The sequence below is a fragment of the Tenacibaculum adriaticum genome (assembly GCF_008124875.1).
Classification (GTDB): Bacteria; Bacteroidota; Bacteroidia; order Flavobacteriales; family Flavobacteriaceae; genus Polaribacter; species Polaribacter adriaticus.
In genome coordinates this window covers 732,580-759,236 of record NZ_VNIA01000002.1, presented here as the reverse complement: position 1 = coordinate 759,236, position 26,657 = coordinate 732,580, and the positions used below count along the sequence as shown (strand labels likewise).

Sequence of the window (26,657 nt, the reverse complement as noted above, 5' to 3'; positions counted from 1 at the left end):
AAATAACAATGATAAAACGAATATTACTACTATTAATCTTCATTACATTTATACAGTGTAAAGAAGAATCTCCCAAAAAAAGTGAAATTATAAATGATTATACTCAGTTTGTAAACCCAATGGTGGGAACCAGTAAAATGGGACATACATATCCAGGAGCGACTGCGCCATTTGGTATGGTTCAGTTAAGTCCGCAAACAGATGTACAGGAATTATTAAAAGATGGGAAATACAATCCTAAAACGTATGAGTATTGTGCAGGATATCAATATAGAGATACTACAATTGTTGGGTTTACTCATACTAATTTGAGTGGAACAGGACATTCAGACTTGGGGGATGTATTGGTAATGCCAACAGAAGGAGAATTACGATTACAGCCTTTGAATACAGAAAATGAAAAAGGATTTGTTTCGACCTTTTCTCATGATGATGAAAAAGCAGCACCAGGGTATTATGAAGTACAATTAAAAGATTATAATATTAAAGTAGAGCTTACAGCAACAGAGCGTGTAGGTTTTCATCAATATACATTTCCGAAGTCAGAAAATGCACATATTTTATTAGATATGGTGTATAATATCTACAATCATGATAAAAAAAATGTATGGACGTTTATTAGAGTTGAAAATGATTCATTAGTAACAGGATATCGTCAAACAAAAGGTTGGGCGCGCGATAAAAAAGTGTTTTTCGCTATTCAGTTTTCAAAACCTTTTAAAAGTTACGGACATAAAAAATACGACAAAGTTCTTTACAATGGATTTTACGGAAGGTTTAAAGAAGATGAAAACTTTCCAGAAATGGCAGGGAACAACATAAGAGCATATTTTAATTTTGATACTGAACAGGATGAAAAGATACAAATGAAAGTAGCTTTGTCATCTGTTAGTACAAACGGAGCATTAAAGAATTTGCAAGCTGAAATTCCGCATTGGGATTTTGATAAAGTAAAAAAAGAAACTCAGCAAAAATGGAACAAAGAACTTTCTAAAATAGAAATAACCACTCTAAAAGAAGAGGATAAAAGAACATTTTATACAGCATTGTATCATACCATGTTAAGTCCTATTTTGTATGAAGATGTTGATGGAAATTATCGTGGATTAGACCAAAATATTCATCAATCTGAAGGCTTTACCAACTACACTGTTTTTTCTTTGTGGGATACATATCGGGCATTACATCCATTATTCAATGTAATTCATCAAGAGCGTAATAATGATATGATAAAGTCTATATTAGCGCATCAAGAACAAAGTGTACATAAAATGTTGCCAATTTGGAGCCATTATGCAAATGAAAATTGGTGTATGATTGGTTACCATGCCACTTCGGTAATTGCTGATGCAATAGTGAAAAACGTAGGCGATTTTGATAAAAAAAGAGCTTTAGAAGCATCAGTAAGTACAGCTAATGTTTCGTATTTTGATGGATTGGGAGATTATATAAAATATCAATATGTACCTGAGGATAAAAGTCATTCTTCGGTATCTAAAACATTAGAGCTGGCATATGATGATTGGTGTATAGCACAAATTGCGAAAGAAGTTGGTGATGATAAAACGGTCTCAGAATTTTCGAAAAGAGCTACGTATTACAATAATGTTTTTGATGCAGAAAGTAAGTTTATGCGTCCGAAATTAGCAGATGGAACGTTTAAAAAAGAGTTTGATCCGTTAGATACTCACGGGCAAGGCTTTATAGAAGGAAATGCATGGAATTACGGTTTGTATGTTCCTCAAGATATTCCAAAAATGGTTGATTTAATGGGAGGTAAGCAACGTATTGGTCAGTTTTTAGATTCATTATTTACGATGGAATTGGATGATAAATATATTGCAAATACAGAAGATATTACACGAGATGGTATTATAGGTAACTATGTGCAAGGAAATGAACCAGGGCATCATATTCCATATTTATATAATTGGACAGATACTCCGTATAAAACACAAAGTAGAGTTCGAATGATTATGGACACTATGTACGGATCAAATGTAGATGGTTTGTGTGGAAATGATGATGCAGGGCAAATGAGTGCTTGGTATATTTTTAGCAGCTTAGGTTTTTATCCTGTAACTCCAGGAAGTGATAAATATGCAATTGGAAGTCCATTAATAAAAGAAGCAAAAATTCATTTAGAGAATGGAAACTCATTGGTTATCATTGCTGAAAATCAGTCTAAAGAAAATGTATTTATTGAGAAGATTACTATAGATGGAAAAGAAATTAATCGTTTATATCTTACACATAACGAGTTAATGAATGGAGGAGAGTTCATTTTTACTATGTCTAACAAACCAAACAAAAATTTAGGAATATGATACAGAAAAATTCATATAACAGAGCGTTTATCTTTTTAACCTCATTATTCTTTTTATGGGGATTTATCACCGTATTGGTAGATTCTCTTGTGCCACGTTTAAAAGATGTTTTTACATTAACATATTTCCAAGCAGGTTTAGTACAGTTTGCTTTTTTTGGAGCTTATTTTGTATTGTCGATACCAGCAGGATATATTTTATCAAAAATTGGATATAAAAAAGGAATTATCCTCGGTTTAGGAACCATGGCAACAGGTTGTTTATTATTTTATCCAGCAGCATCATATCGTACGTTTGGTATTTTTATGTTGGCATATTTCGTGTTAGCAGGAGGAATGACGATTTTACAAGTTGCAGCAAACCCATATGTAGCGGTTTTAGGAGATGAATCTGGTGCATCGAGTAGATTAAATTTATCGCAAGCATTTAATTCATTAGGAACTGCTATTGCGCCAGCTATTGGAGCTATGTTTTTATTAAGTGATACGATAAAAACATCCGAAGAAATAGAAACACTAACAGAAGTACAAAAACAAACGTATTTAATTTCCGAAGCAGAAGCTGTACAATCACCATTCTTACTAATAGCAGGTTTTATTATTGTGTTAGCAATCATATTTGTATTTGTACAACTTCCTAAAATTTTACAAAAAACTTCAAAATCTGGATATAGTGATTTACTTAAAAAGAAATCATTGGTATTGGGAGCTATTGGGATTTTTGTATATGTAGGAGCCGAAGTTTCTATTGGAAGCTATTTGGTAAGTTATTTTTTAGATATGGATTTAGCACTTGCAATTAAGAACAGTAGTTTTTTTAGGAATATTTCAGAAACTATTTTAAGTAACGATGTTTATAAATTAGATAATAAAGCTGTAGTAGGTGCTTTTGTTACTTTTTATTGGAGTGGAGCCATGATTGGCCGTTTTATAGGGGCTTATTTAACTAAAATTATGAATCCTGCTAAAGTGTTAGGTTATTTTGCGATTGGTGCAGTTTCTATGATTTTAATTTCGATGAATACAACAGGTTTTATTGCTATGATAAGTATATTGGCAGTAGGGCTATTCAATTCGATTATGTTTCCTACAATATTCTCATTAGCTATAGGTGGATTAGAGGAATTAAAACCACAAGCATCCGGAATTTTATGTACGATGATTGTAGGTGGAGCTATTATTCCTCCTTTGTACGGTTTTTTTATTGACCATGGAGGTTTTAAAAAAGCATTTATTTTGATAATCCTTTGTTATGCATATATATTCTTTTATGGTAACTACAAAAGGAAGCAAGTTGCTTAAATAATATTCTTAATATTTTCAGGCGGACGCCCAATTACTGCTTTATCTTTATTGATAACAATTGGGCGTTCGATTAACCTTGGATTTTCAATCATAGCCTTTATAACATCTTTATTAGAAAGCTCTTTTTCTTTGTAATTGTCTTTCCAAATTTGTTCGTTTTTACGAACTAAATCAATAGGTTTAATTCCTAATAATTTGATAATAGCTGTTAATTCTTTTTTAGAAGGAATTGCATCTAAATATTTTACAATTTCAAAATCTTGATTACTTTCTTCTAAGATCGCAAGACCTTGACGTGATTTTGAACAACGTGGATTATGGTATATCTTTATCATTGTTATTTTTTTAGTTGGTTTTTTCTTTTTGCCCCATCATCATTAAATAGGCTTTTAAAAAAGGGCTGATGTTTCCATCCATTACGGCATCTACATTTCCTGTTTCATGAGCAGTTCGTACATCTTTAACTAATTTATAGGGATGCATTACATAATTACGGATTTGACTTCCCCATTCATTTTTCATTTTATTAGCTTCAATATCTGCACGTGCTGCTTGACGTTTTTGCAGCTCAATTTCATACAGTTGCGATTTTAACATCTGTAAAGCAGTAGCACGATTATCATGCTGAGAGCGAGAGTTAGAACACTGAATTTGAATACCTGTGGGTTTATGTACTAACTGAACTTTAGTTTCTACTTTGTTTACATTTTGTCCGCCAGCACCACTAGAACGAGCTGTGGTAATTTCAATATCTGCAGGATTTACTTCAATTTCTATACTATCATCAGCCACAGGATACACATACACAGAAGCAAAAGAAGTATGGCGTTTAGCATTACTATCAAAAGGAGATATTCTCACCAAACGGTGTACCCCATTTTCACCTTTTAACCAACCAAAAGCATAATCGCCTTCAATTTCTATAGTAACGGTTTTTATTCCTGCAGAATCGCCACTTTGGTAGTTTAAGGTTTTTAATTTATAACCTTGTCTTTCTGCCCACATGGTGTACATGCGCATTAGCATTTCTGCCCAATCACAACTTTCTGTTCCACCAGCTCCTGCTGTAATTTGAATAGTAGCACTTAAACTATCTCCTTCTTCAGAAAGCATATTTTTAAATTCAATATCCTCTAATAAAGAGCTTGTTTTTTCATGTTGTTCCACAACTTCAGCTTCATCAATACCTCCTTCTTTATAAAAATCGTATAAGACGTTTAAATCTTCATTTAACGAAACGATAGCATTATAATCTTCTACCCATTTTTTCTTAAAACGAAGTTCCTTCATTAAAATTTCAGCTTCTTTTGGGTTGTTCCAAAAGTTAGGGTCAGCAGTTTTTTCTTCTTCGTTAGAAATTTCAATTAATTTCTTGTCAATTTCGAGATATCCTTTTAACTTGCTAACTCGTTCAGCAATATTTTTTAGCTGTTCTTGTGTAATCATAACTGCAAAAATAAGCGTTTAAAAACGTACATAAAAATGGAAATAAACTTAATAAGCGATACCGTTACCAAACCAACTAAAGGAATGTTACAGGCAATGATGAATGCAGAGGTTGGTGATGATGTTTTTAAAGCAGATCCTACAGTAAATAAATTACAAAATAAACTTGCTGATATGTTTGGGATTGAAGACGCGTTATTTTTTCCATCAGGAACCATGGCAAATCAAACAGCTATTAAATTACATACACAACCAGGAGATCGATTGTTTTGCGATAAATATGCACACGTTTATAATTATGAAGGTGGAGGAGCAGCGTTTAATGCAGGTGTAACATGTAGATTGATAGATGGAGACAGAGGAATGTTTACAGCGGAACAATTAGCGTATGAAGTTGCAGGAAGATCGGATATTCATGTTCCGTATTCACGTTTAGTATGTATTGAAAATACTACGAATAAGGGAGGGGGTGCTTGTTGGGATTTTGAAGAGTTAAAGAAAATTCAGAAAGTATCCAAAGAAAATAATTTAGCATTTCATTTAGATGGAGCACGTTTGTTTAATGCTTTAGTTGAAAAGGGTGAAACTCCAAAGCAATATGGAGCGCTATTCGATACAATTTCTATTTGTTTGTCTAAGGGATTAGGAGCGCCAATCGGTTCTGTTTTGTTAGGTAGCAAAGAAAATATAGCAAAGGCATTACGCATTCGAAAATTATTAGGAGGAGCGATGCGACAAGTAGGATATTTAGCTGCTGCAGGAATTTATGCATTGGATAACCATGTAGAGCGTTTGGCAGAGGATCATAAAAAAGCAAAAGAAATAGGAGAAGTTTTAGAACAATCTTCGTTTGTTAAAAAGGTAGAGCCTATTGAAACAAATATTGTAATTTTTTATGTAAATGATAATTTAGACCCAATGGATTTTATCAAAAGTATGGAAGAAAAAAACATTTGGATGATATCTATGGGAGAAGGTAAAGTGCGTATTGTCACCCATTTAGATTATACCAATGAAATGCATGAAAGGTTGCTTACTGAACTTAAGAATTTTTAAAAAAATATTCTGATTATTGGAGAGACAGCTGAGGTATAAATACTTTTATTTTCGTTATATAAAACGTCGTAACGAAGACCAAAAGAGACGTTTCTAGTTCTGTAAGCTGCACCTAAATATAAGGCAGGATAGTTATAATTATCTGTTGCTATTGCAAACTTTTGGTTTACAAAAAGTTGTTCAAATTCTCCTGAGAATTCAATGTTTGTATAAGGACGATATAGAGATAAAAGGCTACCACTAAAAACATTCGATTTATAGTCACCTCTTTTGTTGTAGATATAACCTAACGATACTCCTAATGAGAACTGTTCATTAAAATCATATACAGCAGTAGGAGAAACAGCTATTGTGGTATTGTTATTTCCGAAACCTAAACCAATCCCGCCACCGAAACGGACATTTTCCCAAAAATCACTTTGTTTTTCTTGTCCGACTATTGTAGAAAAAGTAATTAAAAATAAAAGGGTAAATATCTTTTTCATAGAGGTTTAATTTAACTCATTTAATTTAGCTAATTCTTTATAGTTTTTGTTGAGTTTACGTAATAAAATACCATAGAGTAGCTGGTAGAACAACCAGAAAAGTAAAATTAGGATTAGACCAAAAACAATCAAGCCGATTATAATATAAATCTTTTTTTCTTCAGGAATTTCTTCAATTTCGTTATTGGTCATAGCAACAGTAACTACAGTTAAAACTAAAAAAAGATAACTCAAGTTAAAGAAAACATAGTGCTTTACCGTTTTTCTAGTTTTTATAATTTTTGACATCAAATTCTTTGTATTGTCTATTGTTGATATACTTTTGTAATTTTTATAAAATTTTAAGAGAAAAAATAAAAGAATAGCATATCCAATTATTTGAGTCACGATATAAAAATTTTCGAGATTCATTTTTTTGTACATTTCATATCCTTTTTCAGTATCATAAAAGAAGTATGAACATTGAAATATAACAAATTCTAACAAACCAATAATAAAAATCCATTTTACTATCGAAGAAGAGCGGGAATGAGCCATTTTATAAATATCATCCTTAGAAACCTTTTGAGAATCTTCAGGTTGATTATCCCAAGCTTTTTTATATTTATCTAATACATCCATAAATTATGGGTTTAGTATCTTTTTTAATTTATCCTTTGCTCTGTTCATCTTTACACGAGCATTCACTTCACTAATACCTAATGTTTCAGATATTTCTTTGTAATTTTTGTTTTCTAAATACAAAAAAACAAGAGCTTTGTCAATATCATTTAAACTTCTAATTGCGGTATATAAAGCTTTTAACTGTTGTTCTTCTGTATCATCATAATCCTCTGACTTAATTTTAAATTCAACATCAGAGATATCATGTGTTTTAATAGTTCTAGTCGATTTTCTGTATAATGAAATTGCTGTATTCAAGGCAACTCTATACATCCACGTACTAAATTTAGCATCGCCACGAAACTTCGGGTAATTTTTCCAAAGTTGAATGGTTATCTCTTGAAACAAATCATTATGATCATTTTTGTTTGAAGTATAGAGCCTACAAATTTTATGAGCAATGTTTTGATTTACTTCAAAATCGTTTAAAAACTTGTCTTTCAAACTTTCTTGCACGTTGGTAGTTAGGTTAGTCAGTGTATAAGTAGCTCAAATGTATTAAATGTTACACTAATTTTATAAAATTATTTTTAACAGCAAATTATTCTTTATATTTGTTTAATAAAAACAATTTTATATTGAACAACATTAAAACCATATTTACAATTAAAGACCTTGAAAATATTTCAGGAATTAAAGCGCACACGATTCGAATTTGGGAAAAACGGTATAATTTATTAGCGCCTAATAGAACAGATACCAATATTCGTTATTATTCATCAGAAAGTCTTATGAAATTGCTAAATGTAGCTTTGTTAAATAAGCACGGTTCTAAGATTTCAAAGATTGCACAAATGTCTGATGAGCAAATAATTTTAAAAGCAAGAGAGTTATCATTTGAGTTTGCTGTAAATGATGAAGCCATTAATGCGTTTAAAATCGCGATGTTTCAGTTTGATAAAATGTTGTTTAACAATACCTACAATAAATTATTACATAAAAAAACGTTTAGAGAAATTTTTAAAGAAGTATTTGTTCCTTTTTTAAATCATATTGGTTTGCTATGGCAAACCAATACATTAATGCCTGCGCATGAGCATTTTATATCAAATTTAATTATTCAGAAAATTCAATTAAATATAGAGAAGTTAGAATACGCAGCGTCAAATACAGATTATAAGTATGTGTTGTTTTTACCAGAAGGCGAGATACATGAAATTGGATTGATGTATTTGAATTATGAATTAGTGTTAAGAGGTTGTCAAACCATTTATTTAGGTCAAAGTTTGCCTTTAAATAATCTAAATTATTTTTTTGATAGCGAATTAAAGGTTTGTTTTATTACCTCAATGACAGTTAAGCCTTATGAAGATAAGGTAATGGATTATTTTTATGAAATAGATAGTGTTTTAAAGAATACAAATCATAAAATGATAGCAATTGGCAATCGTGCGAGGGAAGTTGAAAATTTAGATTTTGATTCTGAGATCACGATATATCCTTCTGTTTTAGATTTATTGGAAAATTTATGATACTTATTTTTTTTATCAAAATTAAAATTGTTTAAATTATTTTATAAAATATTAAACAAATTAAGTATCTTTATCATATTAAAATAAATAAAATTTTGAAAAAACGGATATCAATAATAGGTTCAGGCTTTTCATCACTTTCTTCAGCTTGTTATATGGCAAAAGCAGGTTATGAGGTGACGGTTTATGAAAAAAATAAAACCATTGGAGGAAGAGCAAGACAATATTTAAATCAAGGCTTTACTTTTGATATTGGTCCGACTTGGTATTGGATGCCAGATGTTTTTGAGAAATTCTTTGCAGATTTTGGAAAAAAGCCTTCAGATTTCTACACGTTAAAAAAATTAGATCCAGCGTATCAAGTATATTTTGATGAAAACGATAGCATAATCATTCCAGGAAGTTTTGAAGAAATATGTGAAATATTCGAAGCAGAAGAAAAAGGGAGTTCTAAACATCTTAAAAAATTTATTAAATCTGCAGAAAACAATTATAATATTGCTGTTAAGGAGGTTGTTTATAGACCTGGAGTTTCTCCATTAGAACTTATAACACCAGAAACAACTGTAAGGGTTGGGCAGTTTTTTTCTACCATAAGAAAACAAGTGCGTAAAAACATTAAAAGCAATAAACTCATTCAAATTTTAGAGTTTCCGGTGCTTTTTTTAGGAGCAAAACCAAGTAATACACCCGCTTTTTACAATTTTATGAACTATGCTGATTTTGGTTTAGGTACTTGGCATCCAAAAGGAGGGATGTATAAAGTAATAGAAGGAATAGTAACGTTGGCGCAACAAATGGGAGTGAATTTTGTAACCAATGCCAATATCACACAGATTAAAGTAGATGCTGATAAAAAAGTAAACGCTTTAATTGTGAACGAAGAAAAGATAGAAACAGATTTGGTATTGAGTGGAGCAGATTATCATCATACTGAAACTTTACTTCCGAAGGAATTAAGAAGGTATTCTGAAGAATATTGGAATACAAGAACATTTGCCCCATCTTCTTTATTATTTTATGTAGGTTTCGATAAAAAACTAACCAATGTGCAACACCATACGTTGTTTTTTGATACAGATTTTGATGTACATGCAAAATCAATTTACGACACTCCAGAATGGCCAGAAAAACCATTGTTTTACGCAAGTTTTCCAAGTATAACAGATGATAGTTTTGCGCCTGAAGGAAAAGAAGCGGGAACATTTTTAATTCCGTTAGCTCCAGGTATTGAAGATACTCCAGAGATACGTGAGAAGTATTTTAATATTATTATTGATAGATTAGAGCGTTTAACAAATCAAAAGGTAAAAGAAAGTATTATTTTTAAAGAAAGTTATTGTGTAAATGATTTTATAAAAGATTACAATTCGTATAAAGGAAATGCTTACGGATTAGCAAACATACTAACCCAAACAGCATTTTTAAGACCAAAAATAAAAAGTAAAAAAGTAAAGAATTTATTTTTTACAGGACAACTAACCGTTCCAGGACCGGGTGTACCACCGTCGTTAATTTCGGGTAAAATAGCATCAGATTTAATTTTAAAAACACATCAGTAATGAAACAATTGTTTGATGAAGTTTCCTATAATTGTAGCAAACTCGTAACCAAGAAATATAGTACATCTTTTTCGTTAGCAACAAAAATGTTATCACCTGATATTCGTCCACATATTTACAATATTTATGGTTTTGTTCGTTTTGCAGATGAAATTGTAGATACGTTTCACGACTATGATAAAGAAGCTCTTTTGAATAGATTTGAAAAAGAGTATTATGTCTCGAAAGAAACAGGTATTAGCTTGAATCCTATTTTAAATTCTTTTATTTATACCGTAGAGGCGTTTAATATCTCGGAAGATTTAGTGCAGGCTTTTTTAAAAAGTATGCGAGATGATTTATACAAGACAACATACACAACGAAAGAGGAATATAATGCGTATATTTATGGTTCGGCAGATGTGGTTGGCCTTATGTGCTTAAAGGTTTTTGTAAAAGGAGATGAGCAAAAATATGAAGAGTTGAAAGCTCCCGCAATGCGTTTAGGATCAGCGTTTCAAAAAGTAAACTTTTTACGCGATTTAAAAGATGATATAGAACATTTAAACCGTTCTTATTTTCCGAATGTAGATTTAAAAAAACTAGATGCAAAAGCCAAAGATGAAATTATAAATGATATAGAAGCCGATTTTGATTTTGCATACAATAATGGAATTTTAAAATTACCAGTTGAAGCAAAATTTGGAGTTTTTATAGCGTACAGATATTATAGAAAGTTATTAAAAAAGTTAAAAGCTACACCCTCATCAAAAATAATGGATTCTAGAATTCGAATTTCAAATCCGATGAAAATAAATTTGTTGGCACGTAGTTATGTAAAATATAAATTGAATTTAATTTGATGTTATTTGCACTTATAACGATAGCAACTTTTATAACCATGGAAGGAGTTACTTGGTGTACTCATAAGTATATAATGCATGGTTTTGGATGGTTTTTACATGAAGATCATCATCAACCAGGATATCCACATGTATTTGAAAAGAATGATGCTTTTTTTGTGGTTTTTGCAACTCCGAGTATTTTATTATTTTACTTCGGTATACGACCAGAACTCAATATCTTATTTTTTATAGGATTAGGTATTTTATGTTACGGACTGGCATATTTCTTGGTTCACGATGTGTTAATTCATCAACGATTTTCTTGGTTTAAACGTACTAATAATTGGTATTTAAAAGGATTGCGAAAAGCACATAAAATTCACCATAAACACTTAGGGAAGCCAGATGGTGAATGTTTTGGAATGTTATTTGTTCCGTTTAAATACTTTAAAGAATATAAGAAGTGAAATATTTGTATTTGCTTTTAAATGTTTGCTCTATAAGTATTCCATTATTGTATTCTTTCAATAAAAAAATGCGATTTATCCGTCATTGGAAAGCCGTATTAACCTCGTTAACTATTGTTGCCACAGTCTTTTTAATTTGGGATGGTGTCTTTACTAAATATGGCGTTTGGGGTTTTAATCCTAATTATCATTTGCCTTATTTATTTCTTGGAATGCCAATAGAAGAATGGTTGTTCTTTTTCTGTATTCCTTATGCCAGTGTATTTATTCATTATTCGTTAGCATATTTTAAACCAAAATTAGTATTGTCAAAAAAAATAACCCAAGTAATTACACTTGGGCTAATATTGTTACTTCTTCCTGTTGTATTTTTAAATTTTCACAAAGCTTATACCTTTGTAAATTATAGTTTTTCACTTATTATTTTAGTGTTTGGTTATTATATAGGTATTCAACATTTACGTAGGTTCTATATCGCTTTTTTAATCATTTTAATTCCATTTTTTGTGGTAAACGGAATTCTTACAGGAACAGGATTAGAAGAACCTGTGGTTTGGTATAATAACAAAGAAAACTTAGGAATTCGTTTAGGAACGATACCTATAGAAGACATTGGATATGCATTTTCGATGTTATTTACAAATGTTATGTTGATAGAATACTTCAAGAAAAAATAGGAAATTTTTTTCTGATTTCTTCCAGTCCTAAATTATGAATACTTCCAATATGTGAATGTTTTTTTGAGGTATCTGGTTCATAACTTCCATCTTCAACCTGTTTACCAATTTTTTGATAAGCTTCTCTAAATGGAGTGCCTTCAACAACTAAATTATTAATATTATCCACCGTAAATAAAAACCTATATTTTTCATCATTTAGATTTATTTCTTTTACAATAATTTGCTGAATTGTATAATTAAAGATGTCTAAAATATCTTTTATACTTTCAATAGCTTTAATACTATTTTCTTTTAGTAATTGAAAATCTCTATGATAGCCACTTGGCAAATTATTGGTAATTAATAACATTTCTGTTTGTAATGCCTGAATTTGATTACATTTTCCTCTAATCAACTCAAAAACATCAGGATTTTTTTTATGAGGCATAATACTACTACCCGTTGTTAGTTCGTCTGGAAATGTAATGAACCCGAAATTCTGACTCATATACAAGCAAATATCCATAGAAAAACGAGCAAGTGTATTTGATAAATTACCTAAAGCACTCGCTAAAATTCTTTCATTTTTACCTCTTGATAATTGAGCAGCAATTACATTGTATTTTAAAGTTGAAAAGTTTAATTCTCTGGTTGTTAATTCTCTATCAATAGGGAAAGAACTGCCATAACCCGCTGCAGAACCCAAAGGGTTTTGATCAACTATTTTTAAAGTAGTTTGTAGTAAAAGAACATCGTCAATTAGTGTTTCTGCATAACCAGAAAACCATAAGCCAAAAGAAGAAGGCATTGCCACCTGTAAGTGAGTATAACCTGGTAATAATTTTTCTTTATGAGTATTAGCTAAATTTAATAATGTATCAAATAAGGTTTGTGTTTTTTGTAAAATGGTTTTTAATTCACTTTTGTAATATAGCTGCAGAGCAACTAAAACTTGATCGTTTCTAGATCTTGCTGTGTGAATTTTTTTACCAACTTCACCATACTTTTGTGTAAGTTCAAATTCAATTTTAGAATGAACATCTTCAAAATTTGCTTCAATTTGAAAAGAACCTTCTTCAATTTGTTTTGTTAAGTCTGATAATCCTTCTTGTAATTTGTTAAATTCTTCATGGGTAATGATATGAATTGATCTTAACATTTTAGCATGTGCTAAAGAAGCTTCAATATCGTATTTAGCAATATGTAAGTCAATTTCTCTATCATTTCCGACAGTAAAATTTTCTATTTTTTTATTGATTGAATACTCTTTTTGCCAAAGTTTCATAAGTAGTATTTTAAAGTATTTTATCTAACAATTTAATGTAAATATCTATTCCTTCTTTAATTTCTTCTATATAGATATATTCGTCTGCGGTATGAGAACGTGTACTGTCTCCAGGGCCTAGTTTTAATGAAGGGCAACTTAAAACCGATTGATCTGATAGAGTAGGAGAACCATAGGTTTCTCTTCCTAAATCAATTCCCGCTTGCACCAATTCATGATCTGTTGGTATTGAAGAAGAATTTAATCGTAAACTTCTTGCTTTTATTTCAGAACATGGAGCTTCTTTTTGTAAAATGTTTGCAATTTCTTCGTTTTTATATTTGTCGTTAACACGAACATCTATAACCAATTCTACAGCAGCAGGAACTGCGTTGTGTTGTTTACCCGCTTTAATTTGTGTTACTGTCATTTTTACATCTCCTAATATTTCAGAAGATTTCTCAAATTGATAGTTTTTAAACCATTTTAATGTTTTGATACTGTTGTAAATTGCATTATCAGGATTAACATGTGCAGCATGACTTGGTGTTCCGTTCACTTTAGCATCAAAAACCACCAGGCCTTTTTCAGCAACAGCAAGTTGCATTTCAGTTGGTTCACCCACAATAGCAACATCAACCTTAGGAATAATAGAAAGCATGCTATTTAATCCGTTAGGACCACTGCTTTCTTCTTCTGCAGATCCAACAAAAACTAGATTGTATTTTAAATCTTCATGGTTGTAGAAATAAGTAAAGGTAGCTAATAAAGATACTAAGCAACCACCCGCATCGTTACTTCCCAAACCGTAAAGTTTTCCGTCTTCAACAATGGCTTTAAAAGGATCTTTAGTATAACCGTTATTAGGAAATACCGTATCGTGATGAGAGTTTAATAATAAAGTGGGTTTGCTTTCATCAAAAAATTTGTTAGTTGCCCAAACGTTATTATTAGTTCTATTATAGTCAATATAGTGAACTATAAACCAATGTTCTAATAGAATAGCTGTTTCATTTTCTTCGGATGAAAAAGAAGGTGTTTCTATAAGTTTTTTTAATAGATCTATAGCGCTGTATGTAAGTTCTTTTTGGCTCATTATTGTTTTATAGTCGTACATTTTATTTTTTGTTTGAATAGCATTTCAGGTTTTCCAATACAGATTTTTTCTACGTTATTTTTAATTGCATGAAAACAATTATTGAGTTTTGGAAGCATTCCATCTGAAATAACTTTAGTATCAATTAGCTTTTGATAATTTTCTAAATTAATATTTTCTATCACTGAAAAATCATCATTAATATCTTTTAAAACACCGTTTTTCTCAAAACAATAATACAATTCAGTTTTAAAATCTTTAGCAAAACCAATAGCTAGTTCAGAAGCTATTGTGTCTGCATTTGTGTTTAATAATTGTCCGTTATTATCATGTGTTATTGCACAAAAAACAGGGGTAACTTTATGCTCTAATAGAATTTGTAGTGTTTTTGTATTTACTTTTTCAACATCGCCAACAAATCCAAAATCAATTTCCTTTACGGGACGTTTTGTTGATATTATAGAGTTTCCATCAGCTCCTGTAAAACCAATAGCATTACAATGAAAAGCTTGTAGTTTAGCAACAATATTTTTATTGATTTTACCTGCATAAACCATCGTAATAATATCTAAAGTTTCAAGATTGGTAATTCTTCGCCCATCAACCATATTCACTCTTACACCAGTTTTTTCAGCCAATTGAGTTGCTAATTTTCCACCTCCATGAACTAAAATTTTTAATCCTTTTATTAGAGAAAATTGCTTTAGAAAATCATCTAATACCTGTTCGTTATCAATAATATTTCCACCAATTTTTATAATTTTTAAAGTTTCCATTTTATAAATTCTCAAGGATTTTTTTTAACACAATTTGAGCAGAAAAAGTTCTGTTATTTGCTTGCTGAATAACAACCGAATTTTCACTGTCTAAAACAGCATCTTCCACCACAATATTTCTTCTTACAGGTAAACAATGCATAAATTTAGCATTGCCTAATTTTTTTTTAGTCATCATCCAATGTGTATCTTGGTTGCTTACCTTTCCGTAATCTGTATAATTACTCCAGTTTTTTACATAGACAAAATCAGCATCTTTTAAAGCTTCTTCTTGATTGTAATTGATTGAAGTGTTTTTTGTTACTTCTGAATTTAATTCATAGCCTTTCGGATGTGTAATTGAGAAGTCAACATCAATTTCTTGCATCATGTTTACAAACGAATTAGCAACTGCATGTGGTAATGCTTTAGGATGAGGTGCCCAAGAAAGAACAACTTTAGGTCTTTTTTTTGTTTTTAATTCTTCAATAGTAATTGCATCGGCCAAAGCTTGTAAAGGATGAGCAGTTGCACTTTCCATATTTATAATTGGCACTGTGGCAAATTTCTCAAAACTTTTTAAAACGATTTCAGAAGTGTCTTTTTCCTTATCTGTCAATGTGGGAAAAGCCCTTAAAGCAATTATATCGGCATATTGAGAAATCACTTGAGCCGCTTCTTTAACATGCTCAGATTTGTCTAAATTCATAATAGTTCCGTCTTCAAACTCTATATTCCAAGCATCGTTTACATTTAAAGTCATTACTTGCATTCCTAAATGCTTAGCTGCTTTCTCGGTACTTAATCGAGTTCTTAAACTTGAATTAAAGAACAACATAACCAAGGTTTTGTGTTTTCCTAAATTTTCAAAAACATACGGATTCTTTTTTAGTTGAATAGCCTCTTGAATCGTTTTTGAAATATTTTCAAGGTCATTTATGTCTGTATATTTTTTCATAATTCTTGTTGTAAAGCATCAAAAAACAAATCAATATGTTCTTTTTTAACTGTTAAAGAAGGAAGAATTCTAATTAAATTAGGGTTATTTGCACTACCAGTAAAAATATGGTGATTGTAAATCAGTTTTTTTCTTAGTTCTGCGATTGGAAAATCAAATTCTAAACCTAGCATTAATCCTCTTCCTTTAACACTTTTCAATTGTGATATAGAATCGCAATTTTTTATAAAATAATTAGAGATCTCTTTTGCATTGTTCATTAATTTTTCATTTTCGATTACTTTTAAAACCGCTAAACTAGCAGCACAAGCCAAATGATTACCTCCAAACGTAGTTCCTAATAAACCAAAAGAAGCTTTAATTTTTGGGTGAATTAAAATACCTCCGATAGGAAAACCATTTCCCATACCTTTAGCCATTGAAATTACATCTGGCGTAATTTTATGCTTTTGAAATGCAAAAAAATCACCAGTTCTTCCAAACCCAGATTGAACTTCATCAGCAATTAAAAGTGTATTGGTTGCTTTGCATAATTTTTCTAAGCCTTGATAAAACGCAGTAGTACTTTCATCTAAACCACCAACTCCTTGAATGGTTTCGAAAATTACTGCACAAGTTTTATTTTGGGTTAATATTTTTTCTACGGATTCTAAATCACCAAAATCTACAAAATTAACTTCTTGTTGAGCATTAATGGGAGCTATTATTTTAGGATTATCTGTTGCTACAACAGCCGCAGAAGTTCTTCCGTGAAATGAGTTTTTAAAGGCTAAAACTTTCTTTTTATGAGTATGAAAGGATGCTATTTTTAACGCATTTTCATTCGCTTCTGCTCCAGAATTACATAAAAAAAGCTCGTATTCATCACAATTAGATAATTTTCCTAATTTTTCAGCCAGCTCAACTTGTAAAGGGTTTTGAATAGAATTGCTATAAAAACCAATTTTAGCCACTTGTTCAGAAACTGCTTTTACATATTCTGGATGTGCATGTCCGATTGAAATTACAGCGTGACCACCATATAAGTCTAAATATTTTGTTCCTTTTTCGTCAAAAACATACACATCTTTTGCCGTTACTGGGGTAATATCAAAAAGGGGATATACATTAAAAAGATTCATAATTGCTCAGTTTTTATGGAATTAATTTTATTAAAAGAAGCTACCATTCCTTGAATTAAAGAAGAGCTTAAACCTTTGTGTTCCATTTCATTTAGTCCTTCGATTGTACAGCCTTTAGGTGTGGTTACTTTATCTATTTCTTGTTCTGGGTGATTTCCTGTTGTAATTAATAAACTAGCGGCACCTTCACAGGTGTGCATAGATAATTTTTGCGCCTCTTCGGCATCAAAACCTAGTTGAATTGCGGCTTGCGTTGTTGCTCTAATTAAGCGCATCCAAAAAGCAATTCCGCTTGCACAAATAACAGTTGCTGCTTGCATTTGACTTTCCGGAATTACAATAGAAGTTCCTAATCTGTTAAAAATAGCTTCTGCAATTTTAATTCGTTTTTTTCCTGCTTCATTGCTACATAAACATGTCATAGATTTTCCAACAGCAATTGCAGTGTTTGGCATTGCTCTTATAATAAATTGATGTTCACCAACAATTTCTTGAATTTTAGGAATTATAAAACCAGTTATGGTAGAAATTATAACATGATTTTCCTTTAAAAAAGGTTTAATTTCATTTAATACGTTTTCCATACTTGATGGCTGAACAGCAAAAATTAAAATATCAGAATTCTTAACAGCTTCTTCATTACTTGTTGTTAAAAAAACGTTTTTATATCCTTCAAATTCTTGAATTGAATCCAAATTTCGTTTCGTCAAATACAAAGTGGTAATTGCATTATTTGTAATCAATCCTTTGGCAATAGAATGTCCTAGATTTCCTGTTCCTATTATGGCTAATTTCATAGTGCTTTGTTTAAAAAAAGTTAGCTTTTAAGTGTAGACCTTCCGTTTCTTCAAAATCAAACATCAAATTCATATTTTGTACTGCTTGTCCCGAAGCACCTTTTAGTAAATTATCTATGGTACTTGTAATGAGTAGCTTGTTTTTGTGTTTCTGTAAATGAAGTAAACATTTATTGGTGTTTACCACTTGCTTTAAATGAATCTCCTCTTCGGATAAAAATGTAAATTTCGCATCCTTATAATAATCAGTGTATAATAATGTAGCTTCTTCTAAACTTCCTTTGAATTCCGTATAAAGCGTAGCAAAAATTCCTCTTGAAAAATTTCCTCGATTAGGAATAAAATTAATTTCAGCATTAAACTTCTTTTGAAGCTGATTTACAGATTGATGAATTTCTCCTAAATGTTGGTGTTCAAAAGCTTTATAATGAGAAAAATTGTTATCTCTCCACGTAAAATGAGTGGTTTTTGATAGCGAAGTTCCTGCACCAGTTGCGCCAGTTACAGCGTTTATATGAATATCATTTTCTAATAAATTAGCATTTGCTAACGGTAAAATTGCCAATTGAATTGCGGTCGCAAAACAACCTGGATTTGCAATAAAATTAGCATTTTGTATTTGCTCTTTCTGTAACTCAGGTAATCCATATACAAAAGTTTTATGAGCAATGGTTTTATCTTTTTCGAGTCTGAAATCGTTGCTTAAATCAATAATTTTTGTGGTTTTAGAAAAAATGTTTTTTTCTAAAAAGGATTTAGAGTTTCCATGTCCTAAACACAAAAAAAGTACATCAACTTCTGTATTGATTGTATCTGTAAAATTCAAATCAATCGTGCCAATTAAATCTTGATGGATTGCACTAATTTTATTACCTGCGTTAGAGGTAGAATACACAAAGTCGATTACAACATTTGGGTGAAAAATCAACAATCTAATTAATTCTCCTGCGGTATAGCCTGCGCCACCAATAATTCCTGCTTTTATCATGATTCTGAATTTACTTGATGATAAATTTTATTTTGGTTTCCAATAATTTTAATAAACCCTTTAGCTTCATCTGCAGTCCAGCCTTTATTCTCTTCACCATAACTTCCAAATTTCGCATTCATTAAGTCATGTTTAGAAACAATGCCGTCTAAAGAAAAATGATAAGGTTTTAAAGTTACCATAACATCACCAGAAACTTTCTTTTGGCTACTTTGTAAAAAGGCTTCGATATTTCTCATTACAGGATCTAAAAATTGTCCTTCGTGCAAATGCATTCCGTAAAAACTAGACAAATACTCTTTGTGTTGCATCTGCCATTTTGTTAGTGTATGTTTTTCTAACAGATGATGCGCTTTTATCGTAATTAATGCAGCAGCAGCCTCAAAACCAACTCTTCCTTTAATACCAACAATAGTATCGCCAACATGAATATCTCTACCGATAGCAAATTTTGATGCCAAATTGTTTAAGTTTTCAATAACTTTTTCTGGATGATTTTTCTCATCGTTTAGAGCAATTAATTCCCCTTTTTCAAAAGTTAATTTAATAGTTTGCGTGTTTTGGCTTTCCAATTGTGATGGAAAAGCTGTTTCTGGTAAAGGTTTTTCAGAAGTTAATGTTTCTTGTCCGCCAACACTTGTTCCCCAAAGCCCTTTGTTTACTGAATATTTGGCTTTTTCCCAAGACAATTCAATACCATTTGCTTTTAAATAATCAATTTCTGTTTGACGAGATAATTTTTCATCTCTAATCGGTGTAATGATTTCAATTTCTGGCGCTAAAGTTTGAAAAATCATGTCAAATCTTACTTGGTCATTACCAGCACCCGTACTTCCATGAGCAATGTATTTTGCATCTACACTTTTAGCGTATTCTATAATTTCTATAGCCTGAATAATTCTTTCGGCACTTACAGATAAAGGATAGGTGTTATTTTTTAATACATTTCCAAAAATTAAATACTTAATTACTTTTTGATAGTAACTTTTTACAGCATCAATATTCTTATAGGTTTTTACACCCATTTTATAAGCATTTCTTTCTATATTCTCAATTTCAGATTTTGAAAAACCTCCAGTATTTACACTAACGGCATGTACTTCAAAGCCTTTGTCTTTTGATAAATGAACCGCACAGTAACTTGTGTCTAATCCGCCGCTATAGGCTAAAACTAATTTTTTCATTTTTTCTCTTTTTTTAAATACAAGGTTTGCTTTATTTGTTTTAGTCTTCTAAAAACATTGGGTTTTATTTTTATCTTCTGATTAATATCAACAGCTTTAGGGTCGTACAACATTCCTGTACACAGACACATTTTTTGTTCTGTACGTTGTAAAACATCGTAATTTTTACAAGTTTGACAGCCATTCCAAAATGTTTGATCTGCGGTCAGTTCAGAAAAGGGAACAGGTTTATAACCTAAATCACTATTCATTTTCATAACCGCTAAACCTGTAGTAATACTAAAAACTTTGGCTTCAGGAAATTTGGTTCTCGAATGCTCAAAAACTTTAGCTTTAATTTTTTTAGCTAAGCCTTGTTCTCTATAATCTGGGTGAACAATTAATCCAGAATTGGCGACAAATTTTCCATGACTCCAAACTTCTATATAACAAAAACCCGCAAAAAAACCGCCATCTAAAGCTATAACAGCGTTTCCATTTTCCATTTTTGTAATAATATATTCTGGGGTACGTTTTGCAATTCCAGTACCTCTAACTTGTGCAGATTCAGCAATCGTTTTGCATATAATCTCTGCATAAATACTATGTGATTTATCAGCAATAACAACTTCCATTGTTTTGATTTAAAGTTTAAAAAATAATTAATGTTTGAAAACTGAGCTGGACTCACCTGGAGCTCAAAAATAGAATACACCCTTACGGGCGACAACTTGAGAAAAATCGGCGTACTAAAACCCTATTATTCGTAAGAATAACTAAAGATTGGTAAAAAGATATTGAGAAAATGTGTTTCATGGAAAAATAATAATAATAAACTGCTGGTTAAAAACTAGAACACTAGTATTAACGTCTTCGTTTGCTTTCGCGCAAAACAGTATAGGGTGTATATGTATTATTTTTTATAGTAAACATTAATGTAAATGTATAAAAAAGAATGATAAAAAAAACTTTTTATACATATTTTTTGAAATAAAATACAATTCATCTTTTATAATCTACAGTTCAGTAATTTTAAATTTTTAAATGATGTTTAGTATTGGAATTTTGCGGTGTAATTAATTTTAAAAAATTTATATTATGAAAATCGTATTGACTTTAGTAGCATGGGGAATAATGATGTTAACAAACATCACATCAATCGGAGGAAGAAATATTACTGTAACCGTAGTAAATGCAACATCTAACCAAGGAAAAATAAATTTTGCCTTATATACAAAAGAAGGGTTTAGAAAGAAACCAATGCTAAGCAAATCAGCCATAATAGAAAATGGAAAGAGTAAAGTTGTTTTTGAGAATGTAGAAGAAGGAGAATATGCGATAGTATGTTATCATGATAAAAATAATAATGGTAGAATGGATTTTGAAGCAAATGGTATGCCTTTGGAAGATTACGGAGCTTCTAATAACAAATTAAATCCATTTGGTCCGCCAACGTATGAAAGTGCAAAATTTGAAATTTTAGATAAAGATGTATCTTTAGAAATCAGATTTTAATTAATAGAATTTAAATTAAAAAGATAGAATGAAAGCGCAAGAAAATATTTTTTCATTAGAAAAACTAAAAAAAGGATTTAGGTTAACATTAAAAATAACTTTTATTTTCGCAGCTTTCTTCTTTATAATTAATAGAAACTATACAATTAAGTCTTTGCTTCTAACGATAGAGATATCAGCAATGTACTCTTTCGGTTTGGGCTTGGGTCAAGGCTTTTTAAATGATTATTTAACTTCAAAATGGAATTGGGTTACACAGACGAATCGTAGAGTTTGGATAGGAATTATAACCACTATCTGTTATACAGTTCCTGTTATTTTAATTATTCATTATGTAGTTTATATTGAGATTTCAGGAAACAGTCCAGATGTTTTTTTTAGTGAAACGATGATTTGGATTCATCTCTTTTGGATTTTATTTTCTTTTGCTGTATCAGCATTTTTACACGCTCGCGGATTTATGATTGAGTGGAAAAAATCGGTAAGTCAAGAAAGTACACAACAACAAATAGTAGCAAAAACAGAAACCGCAAAGTTTGAAACATTAAAAAGTCAGATAGATCCCCACTTTTTATTCAATAGTTTAAACGTGTTAACATCGCTAATTAGTGAAAACCCGAATTTAGCAGAAAAGTTTACGACAAAATTATCTAAAGTATATCGTTATGTTTTGGAACAACGAAACAAAGAGCTAATACCAATAGAGGAGGAGTTACAATTTGCAAAAACGTATATGGAATTGTTGCAGATGCGTTTTGAAGATGCGTTAGAGTTTAAAGTACCAACATCGGTAAGTAATTCAGAATTAAAAATTGTTCCGTTATCGTTACAATTATTGTTAGAAAATGCAGTGAAACACAATGTGGTTTCATCTTCAAAACCATTGAAAATATCTATTTATGAAGAAAATGGGTTCTTAAAAATTAAAAATAATGTGAATCCGAAAGAAGCCATTGGTAAAAGTACAAAAGTAGGATTGCAAAATATTGCAGATCGTTATGGATTAATATCCACAGAAAATGTAAAAATAGAAAATAATCGTAAAACATTTATAGTGAGTTTACCACTATTAGTTAAATCAGAAAATATTATGAATACATCAGATAATAACTTTGAGAATAACAGCTATATAAAGGCTGTTGAGAGAGTCCAAAAAATAAAAGAATTTTACCAAAACCTAACATCTTATGTTATTTTTATACCACTTTTAATATTTATTAATTTAAGATTTTCACCACAATTTTATTGGTTTTGGTTTCCCGTGACAGGTTGGGGAATAGGTGTAATTTTTCATGGATTAGAAGCTTTTGGGTACAATCTTTTCTTAGGTAAAGATTGGGAAGAACGTAAAATTAAAGAAATGATGAATAAGAATAAGTTTTAGAATTATGGAAAGAGATTATACACAAGAAGAAAGATATATTTTAGCAAAAAGACATGTTAAAAAAGTAAAAGGATTTTATGCACATTTATTTTGGTATTTAGTTATTAATATTTTTATAAGTGCAGTAGTTATTTATGGTATAATGAGCAATAGTAAAAGTAGCTTTATTGAAGCCTTAACTAATTTCGGAACCTATTCTACATGGGTATTTTGGGGAATTGGATTGTTCTTTCATTGGTTAGGAGTGTATGGGTATCCGCATTTACTAACCAAAAATTGGGAAGAACGTAAGATCAAAGAATTAATGGAGCAAGAGGAGGAAAGAAAAAACCGAATGTTAAAAAAATAATTAAGTAAGTAAAACAATGGAAACACAATTTGTAAAAGAACAACAATTTCTAAGAGCAAAGAAAAAAGTAAAAGAAATAAAAACATTTTATACACATTTGTTAGCCTATGTATTAACAATGCCTATTGTAGTTACGGTAAATTTAATTTTTGTGCCTCAATTTCACTGGTTTTGGTTTCCGGTTCTAGGTTGGGCAACAGCAATTTTAATACATTGGTTTACTGTATTTGGAAAGAATTTTATAGGATTAGGTAAAGATTGGGAAGAACGTAAAATAAAAGAGTTAATGCAGGAAGAAAATCAGAGAAAAACACAGTTTTTTAATGATAAACTTTAACAAAGAAACAATGAACGTACTAATTATTGAAGATGAAAAGCCTGCCGCAAGAAGGCTAAACAGGATGTTAGCAACTCATAATATCAATGTACATACCATGTTGCATTCGGTAGAAGAGTCATTAAATTGGTTTCAAAATAACGAACATCCTGATTTAATTTTTTTAGACATTCAATTGTCTGACGGATTGTCGTTCGAAATTTTTGAAGAAATTCCTGTAAAATCGGCAATCATTTTTACAACTGCGTACGATGAATACGCATTAAAAGCGTTCAAGTTAAATTCAATTGATTACTTGTTAAAACCGATTGATGAAGATGAGTTAAAAGTTGCAGTTGATAAATACAAAGAACAACAACCTCAAAAAAGCGATTTACAGGTTAATATTGATGAAATTAGAAAACTACTGATTAACCCTATTGACAGAAAATATAAAAAGCGATTTACCATTAAAATCGGGCAGCATATTAAAATAATTCATACCGATAATATTGAGTGTTTGTACTCTGAAAACAAAGCTACCTACATACATAGTAATGAAAACAGGAATTACTTAATAGATTATTCTTTAGAGCATTGGCAAGATCAACTTGACCCTGAACAGTATTTTAGAGTGAATAGAACGTTTATTGTACACATCAATGCCATAAAAGATATTGTTTCGTATACCAACTCGCGTTTGCAATTAAAGCTCCATTCGTATAATGAGCAGGAAATTATTGTAAGTAGAGAGCGTGTAAAAGATTTTAAAAATTGGATTGATTGAGGGTTGCTTGAATAATAAAGAGCCATTTAAATATAGTGTTTCGTGTTTGGGCACTGAAATATTAAAGTACTCTATTTCTACTCATCATAATTTATAAAAAATAGAATTCAGTCCTTGTTTTATTTTTTTTAAATTTTATATTCATTTCTAATAAGTTACAGTTTATTCAAGATTTATTTGTTTTTGATGTTATAAATATATAACTTTGTGTTAGAAATAAATAACACAAATATGAAAGCAAAAAAATTTGCTATAGTAAAATTTACTGTAGCAGCCTTTATTTTAGGTTTAATGGGCTTTTGGATATTTAATACAACAAAGCCATTTAATGAATTCGCTTACGGAACCATTGGAGTGATGTTGCTTATAGTTGGATTTATAATTTATTCTGGTGTTCAAGCATTAAAAGACGCAAAATCAGGGTTAAATCCTGAGGATGAACTCTCAAAAAAGATAACTCAAAAAGCTGCTTCTATGGCTTTTAGCATATCGATTTATATGTGGCTGATTGGTTTGTTTGCATTAGATATGTTTTCTATCGATTCGGTAAATAAAGCCAAATTTGTAATAGCGATTGGTATGATGGGTATGACTCTTATCTTTCTTTTTATTCGCTTGTACCTTTCAAAAGTAGGAATAGATGACAACTAGGATTAAGGAACTACGTGCCAAAGATAATTTGACACAGATTGAGCTTGCTCAAAAAGTAGGAGTACGCAGAGAAACTATTGTATTTCTTGAAAAAGGAAAGTACAATCCTTCTCTTAAACTTGCGTATGATATTTCTAAAGTATTCAATATGAAAATTGAAGAGGTTTTTATTATGGAATAATCAGAAAAATTAACCACTAAAACTCTTCGCTTTTAAAAAATCAGTAATTAAATAGCTAATAAATTTTCCAACTTGAGTAGCAGCAATAGGTTCATTCATAACTGTCGGAGCACCTTCACAAATGTGTAAATAACTTACTTGTTTATTTTTACCAAAATGATGCACGAATTTTCGTGCTTGTTGAGGTGTAAATCCGCTAGGTGTCATCGCGCTACTCGGAAAATATTGAATACAATCTAAGTCGATTTCAACTCCAAAAGGTTTTTCTTGAATGAAATTTTCAGCACGTTGTAATTCTCTTTCAAAAGAGGTAGATTGATATATTTCTAACTCTTCAAACATATTGTATTCTATGTTAATATGATCGTGAATGTATTCAAAAATATATTGTGGAGTATAATTTTCGTGCAAGCCAAACATAAAATAATGATCTAAAAACCCGTCATGTATAGCATACGAGAATCCGTTACCACTATGACGTTCTTCTAACCTACGTAAATCGGTATGAGCATCTAAATTCACCACATTTATAGCTTCCTTTTTTGCTGTTGATAAACCCTTTATATTTCCGTACGCATTGTTATGTCCGCCACCAATGACTATCGGAGTTTTCCCGATGGAAACCACAAAATGTATCAGTTCAGAGAGTTCTTTATCAATTTGTTTTACCAAATAATCTCCTTTTTCAGGATCATCAGCAACAAAAGTTTCCACGGTTTCTAAAAAGTCCAAATAGCCTAAAACTAAGATGTCTTTACCTGATATAAACTGATTTTCTTGTGTGTTTAAAAAGGCTTGTAAAGCAGGAAAAAAAGAAGTGTGTGCGCCACCTTTTCCTCCATTCATTTTTACACCAATATCTTCAGGAACACCAATCAAAACAAATTTTGAAGTGTTGTTTTCAACTTCTTCAAAAAAGTCTTTTTCATCATCCAAAACAGTAACTGTTTCACCTAGTTTGGTTTCACCATCTCTTGTGTGTACCAAATCATTAATATCGTTTTGTGTAAAAATGTGTAGCATGTTTTTGTGTCATTCCTGCGAAGGCAGGAATCTTTTTATTCGTT

General features: G+C 30.7%; 30 protein-coding genes. 15 read left to right on the top strand and 15 right to left on the bottom strand.

Features of this window, described 5'->3' with window-relative positions; genetic code table 11:
• Nucleotides 1-8 precede the first annotated feature (8 nt).
• Both C7447_RS08810 and C7447_RS08805 read left to right on the top strand, forming a co-directional pair.
• A complete protein-coding gene (locus C7447_RS08810) occupies nucleotides 9-2,327 on the top strand; it encodes a GH92 family glycosyl hydrolase (RefSeq protein WP_148870125.1) in 2,319 nt (772 codons plus the stop codon).
• Nucleotides 2,324-3,628 (top strand): sugar MFS transporter, encoded by a 1,305-nt coding sequence (locus C7447_RS08805; RefSeq protein ID WP_148870124.1) that lies wholly within the window; start codon nucleotides 2,324-2,326, stop codon nucleotides 3,626-3,628. The genes C7447_RS08810 and C7447_RS08805 overlap by 4 nt, the downstream gene beginning before the upstream one ends.
• Here C7447_RS08805 and arsC read toward each other — a convergent pair.
• Nucleotides 3,625-3,966 carry an arsenate reductase (glutaredoxin) gene (arsC, locus tag C7447_RS08800; protein ID WP_148870123.1) on the bottom strand — a complete coding sequence of 114 codons (342 nt, stop codon included), beginning with the start codon at nucleotides 3,964-3,966 and terminating at the stop codon, nucleotides 3,625-3,627. The genes C7447_RS08805 and arsC overlap by 4 nt on opposite strands.
• Nucleotides 3,967-3,976: 10 nt before the next feature.
• Nucleotides 3,977-5,077 carry a peptide chain release factor 2 gene (gene prfB, locus C7447_RS08795; RefSeq protein ID WP_148870122.1) on the bottom strand — a complete coding sequence of 367 codons (1,101 nt, stop codon included), beginning with the start codon at nucleotides 5,075-5,077 and terminating at the stop codon, nucleotides 3,977-3,979.
• A 36-nt stretch (nucleotides 5,078-5,113) separates the two neighbouring features.
• On the opposite strand from prfB, the gene C7447_RS08790 reads away from it, so the two are divergent.
• Nucleotides 5,114-6,133: a threonine aldolase family protein gene (locus C7447_RS08790; RefSeq protein WP_148870121.1), complete on the top strand. Its 1,020-nt coding sequence runs from the start codon at nucleotides 5,114-5,116 to the stop codon at nucleotides 6,131-6,133.
• Here C7447_RS08790 and C7447_RS08785 read toward each other — a convergent pair.
• Genes C7447_RS08785 through C7447_RS08775 form a run of 3 tightly spaced genes read right to left on the bottom strand, consistent with a single transcriptional unit; the run spans nucleotide 6,130 to nucleotide 7,737 of the window.
• Nucleotides 6,130-6,618 (bottom strand): alpha-ketoglutarate decarboxylase, encoded by a 489-nt coding sequence (locus C7447_RS08785; protein ID WP_148870120.1) that lies wholly within the window; start codon nucleotides 6,616-6,618, stop codon nucleotides 6,130-6,132. The two genes, C7447_RS08790 and C7447_RS08785, sit on opposite strands and share 4 nt — an antisense overlap.
• Nucleotides 6,619-6,624: 6 nt before the next feature.
• Entirely contained in the window at nucleotides 6,625-7,239 is a 615-nt protein-coding gene (locus tag C7447_RS08780; protein WP_148870119.1) for a hypothetical protein, read from the bottom strand.
• Between the two features lie 3 nt (nucleotides 7,240-7,242).
• Nucleotides 7,243-7,737 carry an RNA polymerase sigma factor gene (locus tag C7447_RS08775; RefSeq protein WP_148870118.1) on the bottom strand — a complete coding sequence of 165 codons (495 nt, stop codon included), beginning with the start codon at nucleotides 7,735-7,737 and terminating at the stop codon, nucleotides 7,243-7,245.
• A 122-nt stretch (nucleotides 7,738-7,859) separates the two neighbouring features.
• On the opposite strand from C7447_RS08775, the gene C7447_RS08770 reads away from it, so the two are divergent.
• The 5 genes from C7447_RS08770 (at nucleotide 7,860) to C7447_RS08750 (ending at nucleotide 12,283) form a co-directional block, all read left to right on the top strand.
• A complete protein-coding gene (locus tag C7447_RS08770) occupies nucleotides 7,860-8,753 on the top strand; it encodes a MerR family transcriptional regulator (protein WP_148870117.1) in 894 nt (297 codons plus the stop codon).
• Between the two features lie 95 nt (nucleotides 8,754-8,848).
• Nucleotides 8,849-10,315 carry a phytoene desaturase family protein gene (locus C7447_RS08765; protein WP_148870116.1) on the top strand — a complete coding sequence of 489 codons (1,467 nt, stop codon included), beginning with the start codon at nucleotides 8,849-8,851 and terminating at the stop codon, nucleotides 10,313-10,315.
• A complete protein-coding gene (locus tag C7447_RS08760; RefSeq protein WP_148870115.1) occupies nucleotides 10,315-11,157 on the top strand; it encodes a phytoene/squalene synthase family protein in 843 nt (280 codons plus the stop codon). The genes C7447_RS08765 and C7447_RS08760 overlap by 1 nt, the downstream gene beginning before the upstream one ends.
• Nucleotides 11,157-11,606 carry a sterol desaturase family protein gene (locus tag C7447_RS08755; RefSeq protein WP_148870114.1) on the top strand — a complete coding sequence of 150 codons (450 nt, stop codon included), beginning with the start codon at nucleotides 11,157-11,159 and terminating at the stop codon, nucleotides 11,604-11,606. Before C7447_RS08760 ends, C7447_RS08755 begins: the two co-directional genes overlap by 1 nt.
• The gene (locus C7447_RS08750; protein ID WP_148870113.1) at nucleotides 11,603-12,283 is read left to right on the top strand and encodes a lycopene cyclase domain-containing protein; all 681 of its coding nucleotides are present in this window, start codon (nucleotides 11,603-11,605) and stop codon (nucleotides 12,281-12,283) included. The genes C7447_RS08755 and C7447_RS08750 overlap by 4 nt, the downstream gene beginning before the upstream one ends.
• Here C7447_RS08750 and argH read toward each other — a convergent pair.
• From argH to C7447_RS08705, 9 genes are read right to left on the bottom strand one after another with little or no spacing between them, the layout of a single operon-like run.
• Nucleotides 12,270-13,550, bottom strand: a complete 1,281-nt coding sequence (gene argH, locus C7447_RS08745) for an argininosuccinate lyase (protein ID WP_148870112.1) — start codon at nucleotides 13,548-13,550, stop codon at nucleotides 12,270-12,272. The two genes, C7447_RS08750 and argH, sit on opposite strands and share 14 nt — an antisense overlap.
• Nucleotides 13,551-13,560: 10 nt before the next feature.
• On the bottom strand, nucleotides 13,561-14,625 hold the full coding sequence (locus tag C7447_RS08740) for a M20 family metallo-hydrolase (RefSeq protein WP_148870183.1): 1,065 nt from the start codon (nucleotides 14,623-14,625) through the stop codon (nucleotides 13,561-13,563).
• A complete protein-coding gene (argB, locus tag C7447_RS08735; RefSeq protein ID WP_148870111.1) occupies nucleotides 14,625-15,401 on the bottom strand; it encodes an acetylglutamate kinase in 777 nt (258 codons plus the stop codon). The genes C7447_RS08740 and argB overlap by 1 nt, the downstream gene beginning before the upstream one ends.
• Nucleotide 15,402: 1 nt before the next feature.
• Entirely contained in the window at nucleotides 15,403-16,338 is a 936-nt protein-coding gene (locus tag C7447_RS08730; protein ID WP_148870110.1) for a Rossmann-fold NAD(P)-binding domain-containing protein, read from the bottom strand.
• On the bottom strand, nucleotides 16,335-17,459 hold the full coding sequence (locus C7447_RS08725; RefSeq protein ID WP_148870109.1) for an aspartate aminotransferase family protein: 1,125 nt from the start codon (nucleotides 17,457-17,459) through the stop codon (nucleotides 16,335-16,337). Before C7447_RS08725 ends, C7447_RS08730 begins: the two co-directional genes overlap by 4 nt.
• A complete protein-coding gene (proC, locus tag C7447_RS08720; protein ID WP_148870108.1) occupies nucleotides 17,456-18,256 on the bottom strand; it encodes a pyrroline-5-carboxylate reductase in 801 nt (266 codons plus the stop codon). The genes C7447_RS08725 and proC overlap by 4 nt, the downstream gene beginning before the upstream one ends.
• A 10-nt stretch (nucleotides 18,257-18,266) precedes the next feature.
• On the bottom strand, nucleotides 18,267-19,244 hold the full coding sequence (gene argC, locus C7447_RS08715; RefSeq protein WP_148870107.1) for an N-acetyl-gamma-glutamyl-phosphate reductase: 978 nt from the start codon (nucleotides 19,242-19,244) through the stop codon (nucleotides 18,267-18,269).
• A complete protein-coding gene (locus C7447_RS08710; RefSeq protein ID WP_148870106.1) occupies nucleotides 19,241-20,428 on the bottom strand; it encodes an argininosuccinate synthase in 1,188 nt (395 codons plus the stop codon). The genes argC and C7447_RS08710 overlap by 4 nt, the downstream gene beginning before the upstream one ends.
• Entirely contained in the window at nucleotides 20,425-21,042 is a 618-nt protein-coding gene (locus tag C7447_RS08705) for a GNAT family N-acetyltransferase (RefSeq protein ID WP_148870105.1), read from the bottom strand. The genes C7447_RS08710 and C7447_RS08705 overlap by 4 nt, the downstream gene beginning before the upstream one ends.
• Before the next feature lie 463 nt (nucleotides 21,043-21,505).
• Between C7447_RS08705 and C7447_RS08700 the strand changes: the two genes are divergently transcribed.
• The 7 genes from C7447_RS08700 (at nucleotide 21,506) to C7447_RS08670 (ending at nucleotide 25,590) form a co-directional block, all read left to right on the top strand.
• Nucleotides 21,506-21,922, top strand: coding sequence for a DUF2141 domain-containing protein (locus C7447_RS08700; RefSeq protein WP_148870104.1), 417 nt, complete (start codon nucleotides 21,506-21,508; stop codon nucleotides 21,920-21,922).
• A 28-nt stretch (nucleotides 21,923-21,950) separates the two neighbouring features.
• Nucleotides 21,951-23,306: a 2TM domain-containing protein gene (locus C7447_RS08695; RefSeq protein WP_148870103.1), complete on the top strand. Its 1,356-nt coding sequence runs from the start codon at nucleotides 21,951-21,953 to the stop codon at nucleotides 23,304-23,306.
• 4 nt (nucleotides 23,307-23,310) lie between these two features.
• Nucleotides 23,311-23,655 (top strand): 2TM domain-containing protein, encoded by a 345-nt coding sequence (locus tag C7447_RS08690; protein ID WP_148870102.1) that lies wholly within the window; start codon nucleotides 23,311-23,313, stop codon nucleotides 23,653-23,655.
• A 16-nt stretch (nucleotides 23,656-23,671) separates the two neighbouring features.
• On the top strand, nucleotides 23,672-23,992 hold the full coding sequence (locus tag C7447_RS08685) for a 2TM domain-containing protein (protein WP_148870101.1): 321 nt from the start codon (nucleotides 23,672-23,674) through the stop codon (nucleotides 23,990-23,992).
• Between the two features lie 10 nt (nucleotides 23,993-24,002).
• On the top strand, nucleotides 24,003-24,758 hold the full coding sequence (locus C7447_RS08680) for a LytR/AlgR family response regulator transcription factor (protein WP_148870100.1): 756 nt from the start codon (nucleotides 24,003-24,005) through the stop codon (nucleotides 24,756-24,758).
• A 231-nt stretch (nucleotides 24,759-24,989) separates the two neighbouring features.
• Complete coding sequence (locus tag C7447_RS08675) at nucleotides 24,990-25,409, top strand: hypothetical protein (protein WP_148870099.1); 420 nt, start codon at nucleotides 24,990-24,992, stop codon at nucleotides 25,407-25,409.
• Nucleotides 25,399-25,590 (top strand): helix-turn-helix transcriptional regulator, encoded by a 192-nt coding sequence (locus tag C7447_RS08670; protein ID WP_148870098.1) that lies wholly within the window; start codon nucleotides 25,399-25,401, stop codon nucleotides 25,588-25,590. Before C7447_RS08675 ends, C7447_RS08670 begins: the two co-directional genes overlap by 11 nt.
• Nucleotides 25,591-25,599: 9 nt before the next feature.
• Here C7447_RS08670 and C7447_RS08665 read toward each other — a convergent pair whose 3' ends face one another.
• Nucleotides 25,600-26,613: a formimidoylglutamase gene (locus tag C7447_RS08665; RefSeq protein WP_148870097.1), complete on the bottom strand. Its 1,014-nt coding sequence runs from the start codon at nucleotides 26,611-26,613 to the stop codon at nucleotides 25,600-25,602.
• Nucleotides 26,614-26,657 lie beyond the last annotated feature (44 nt).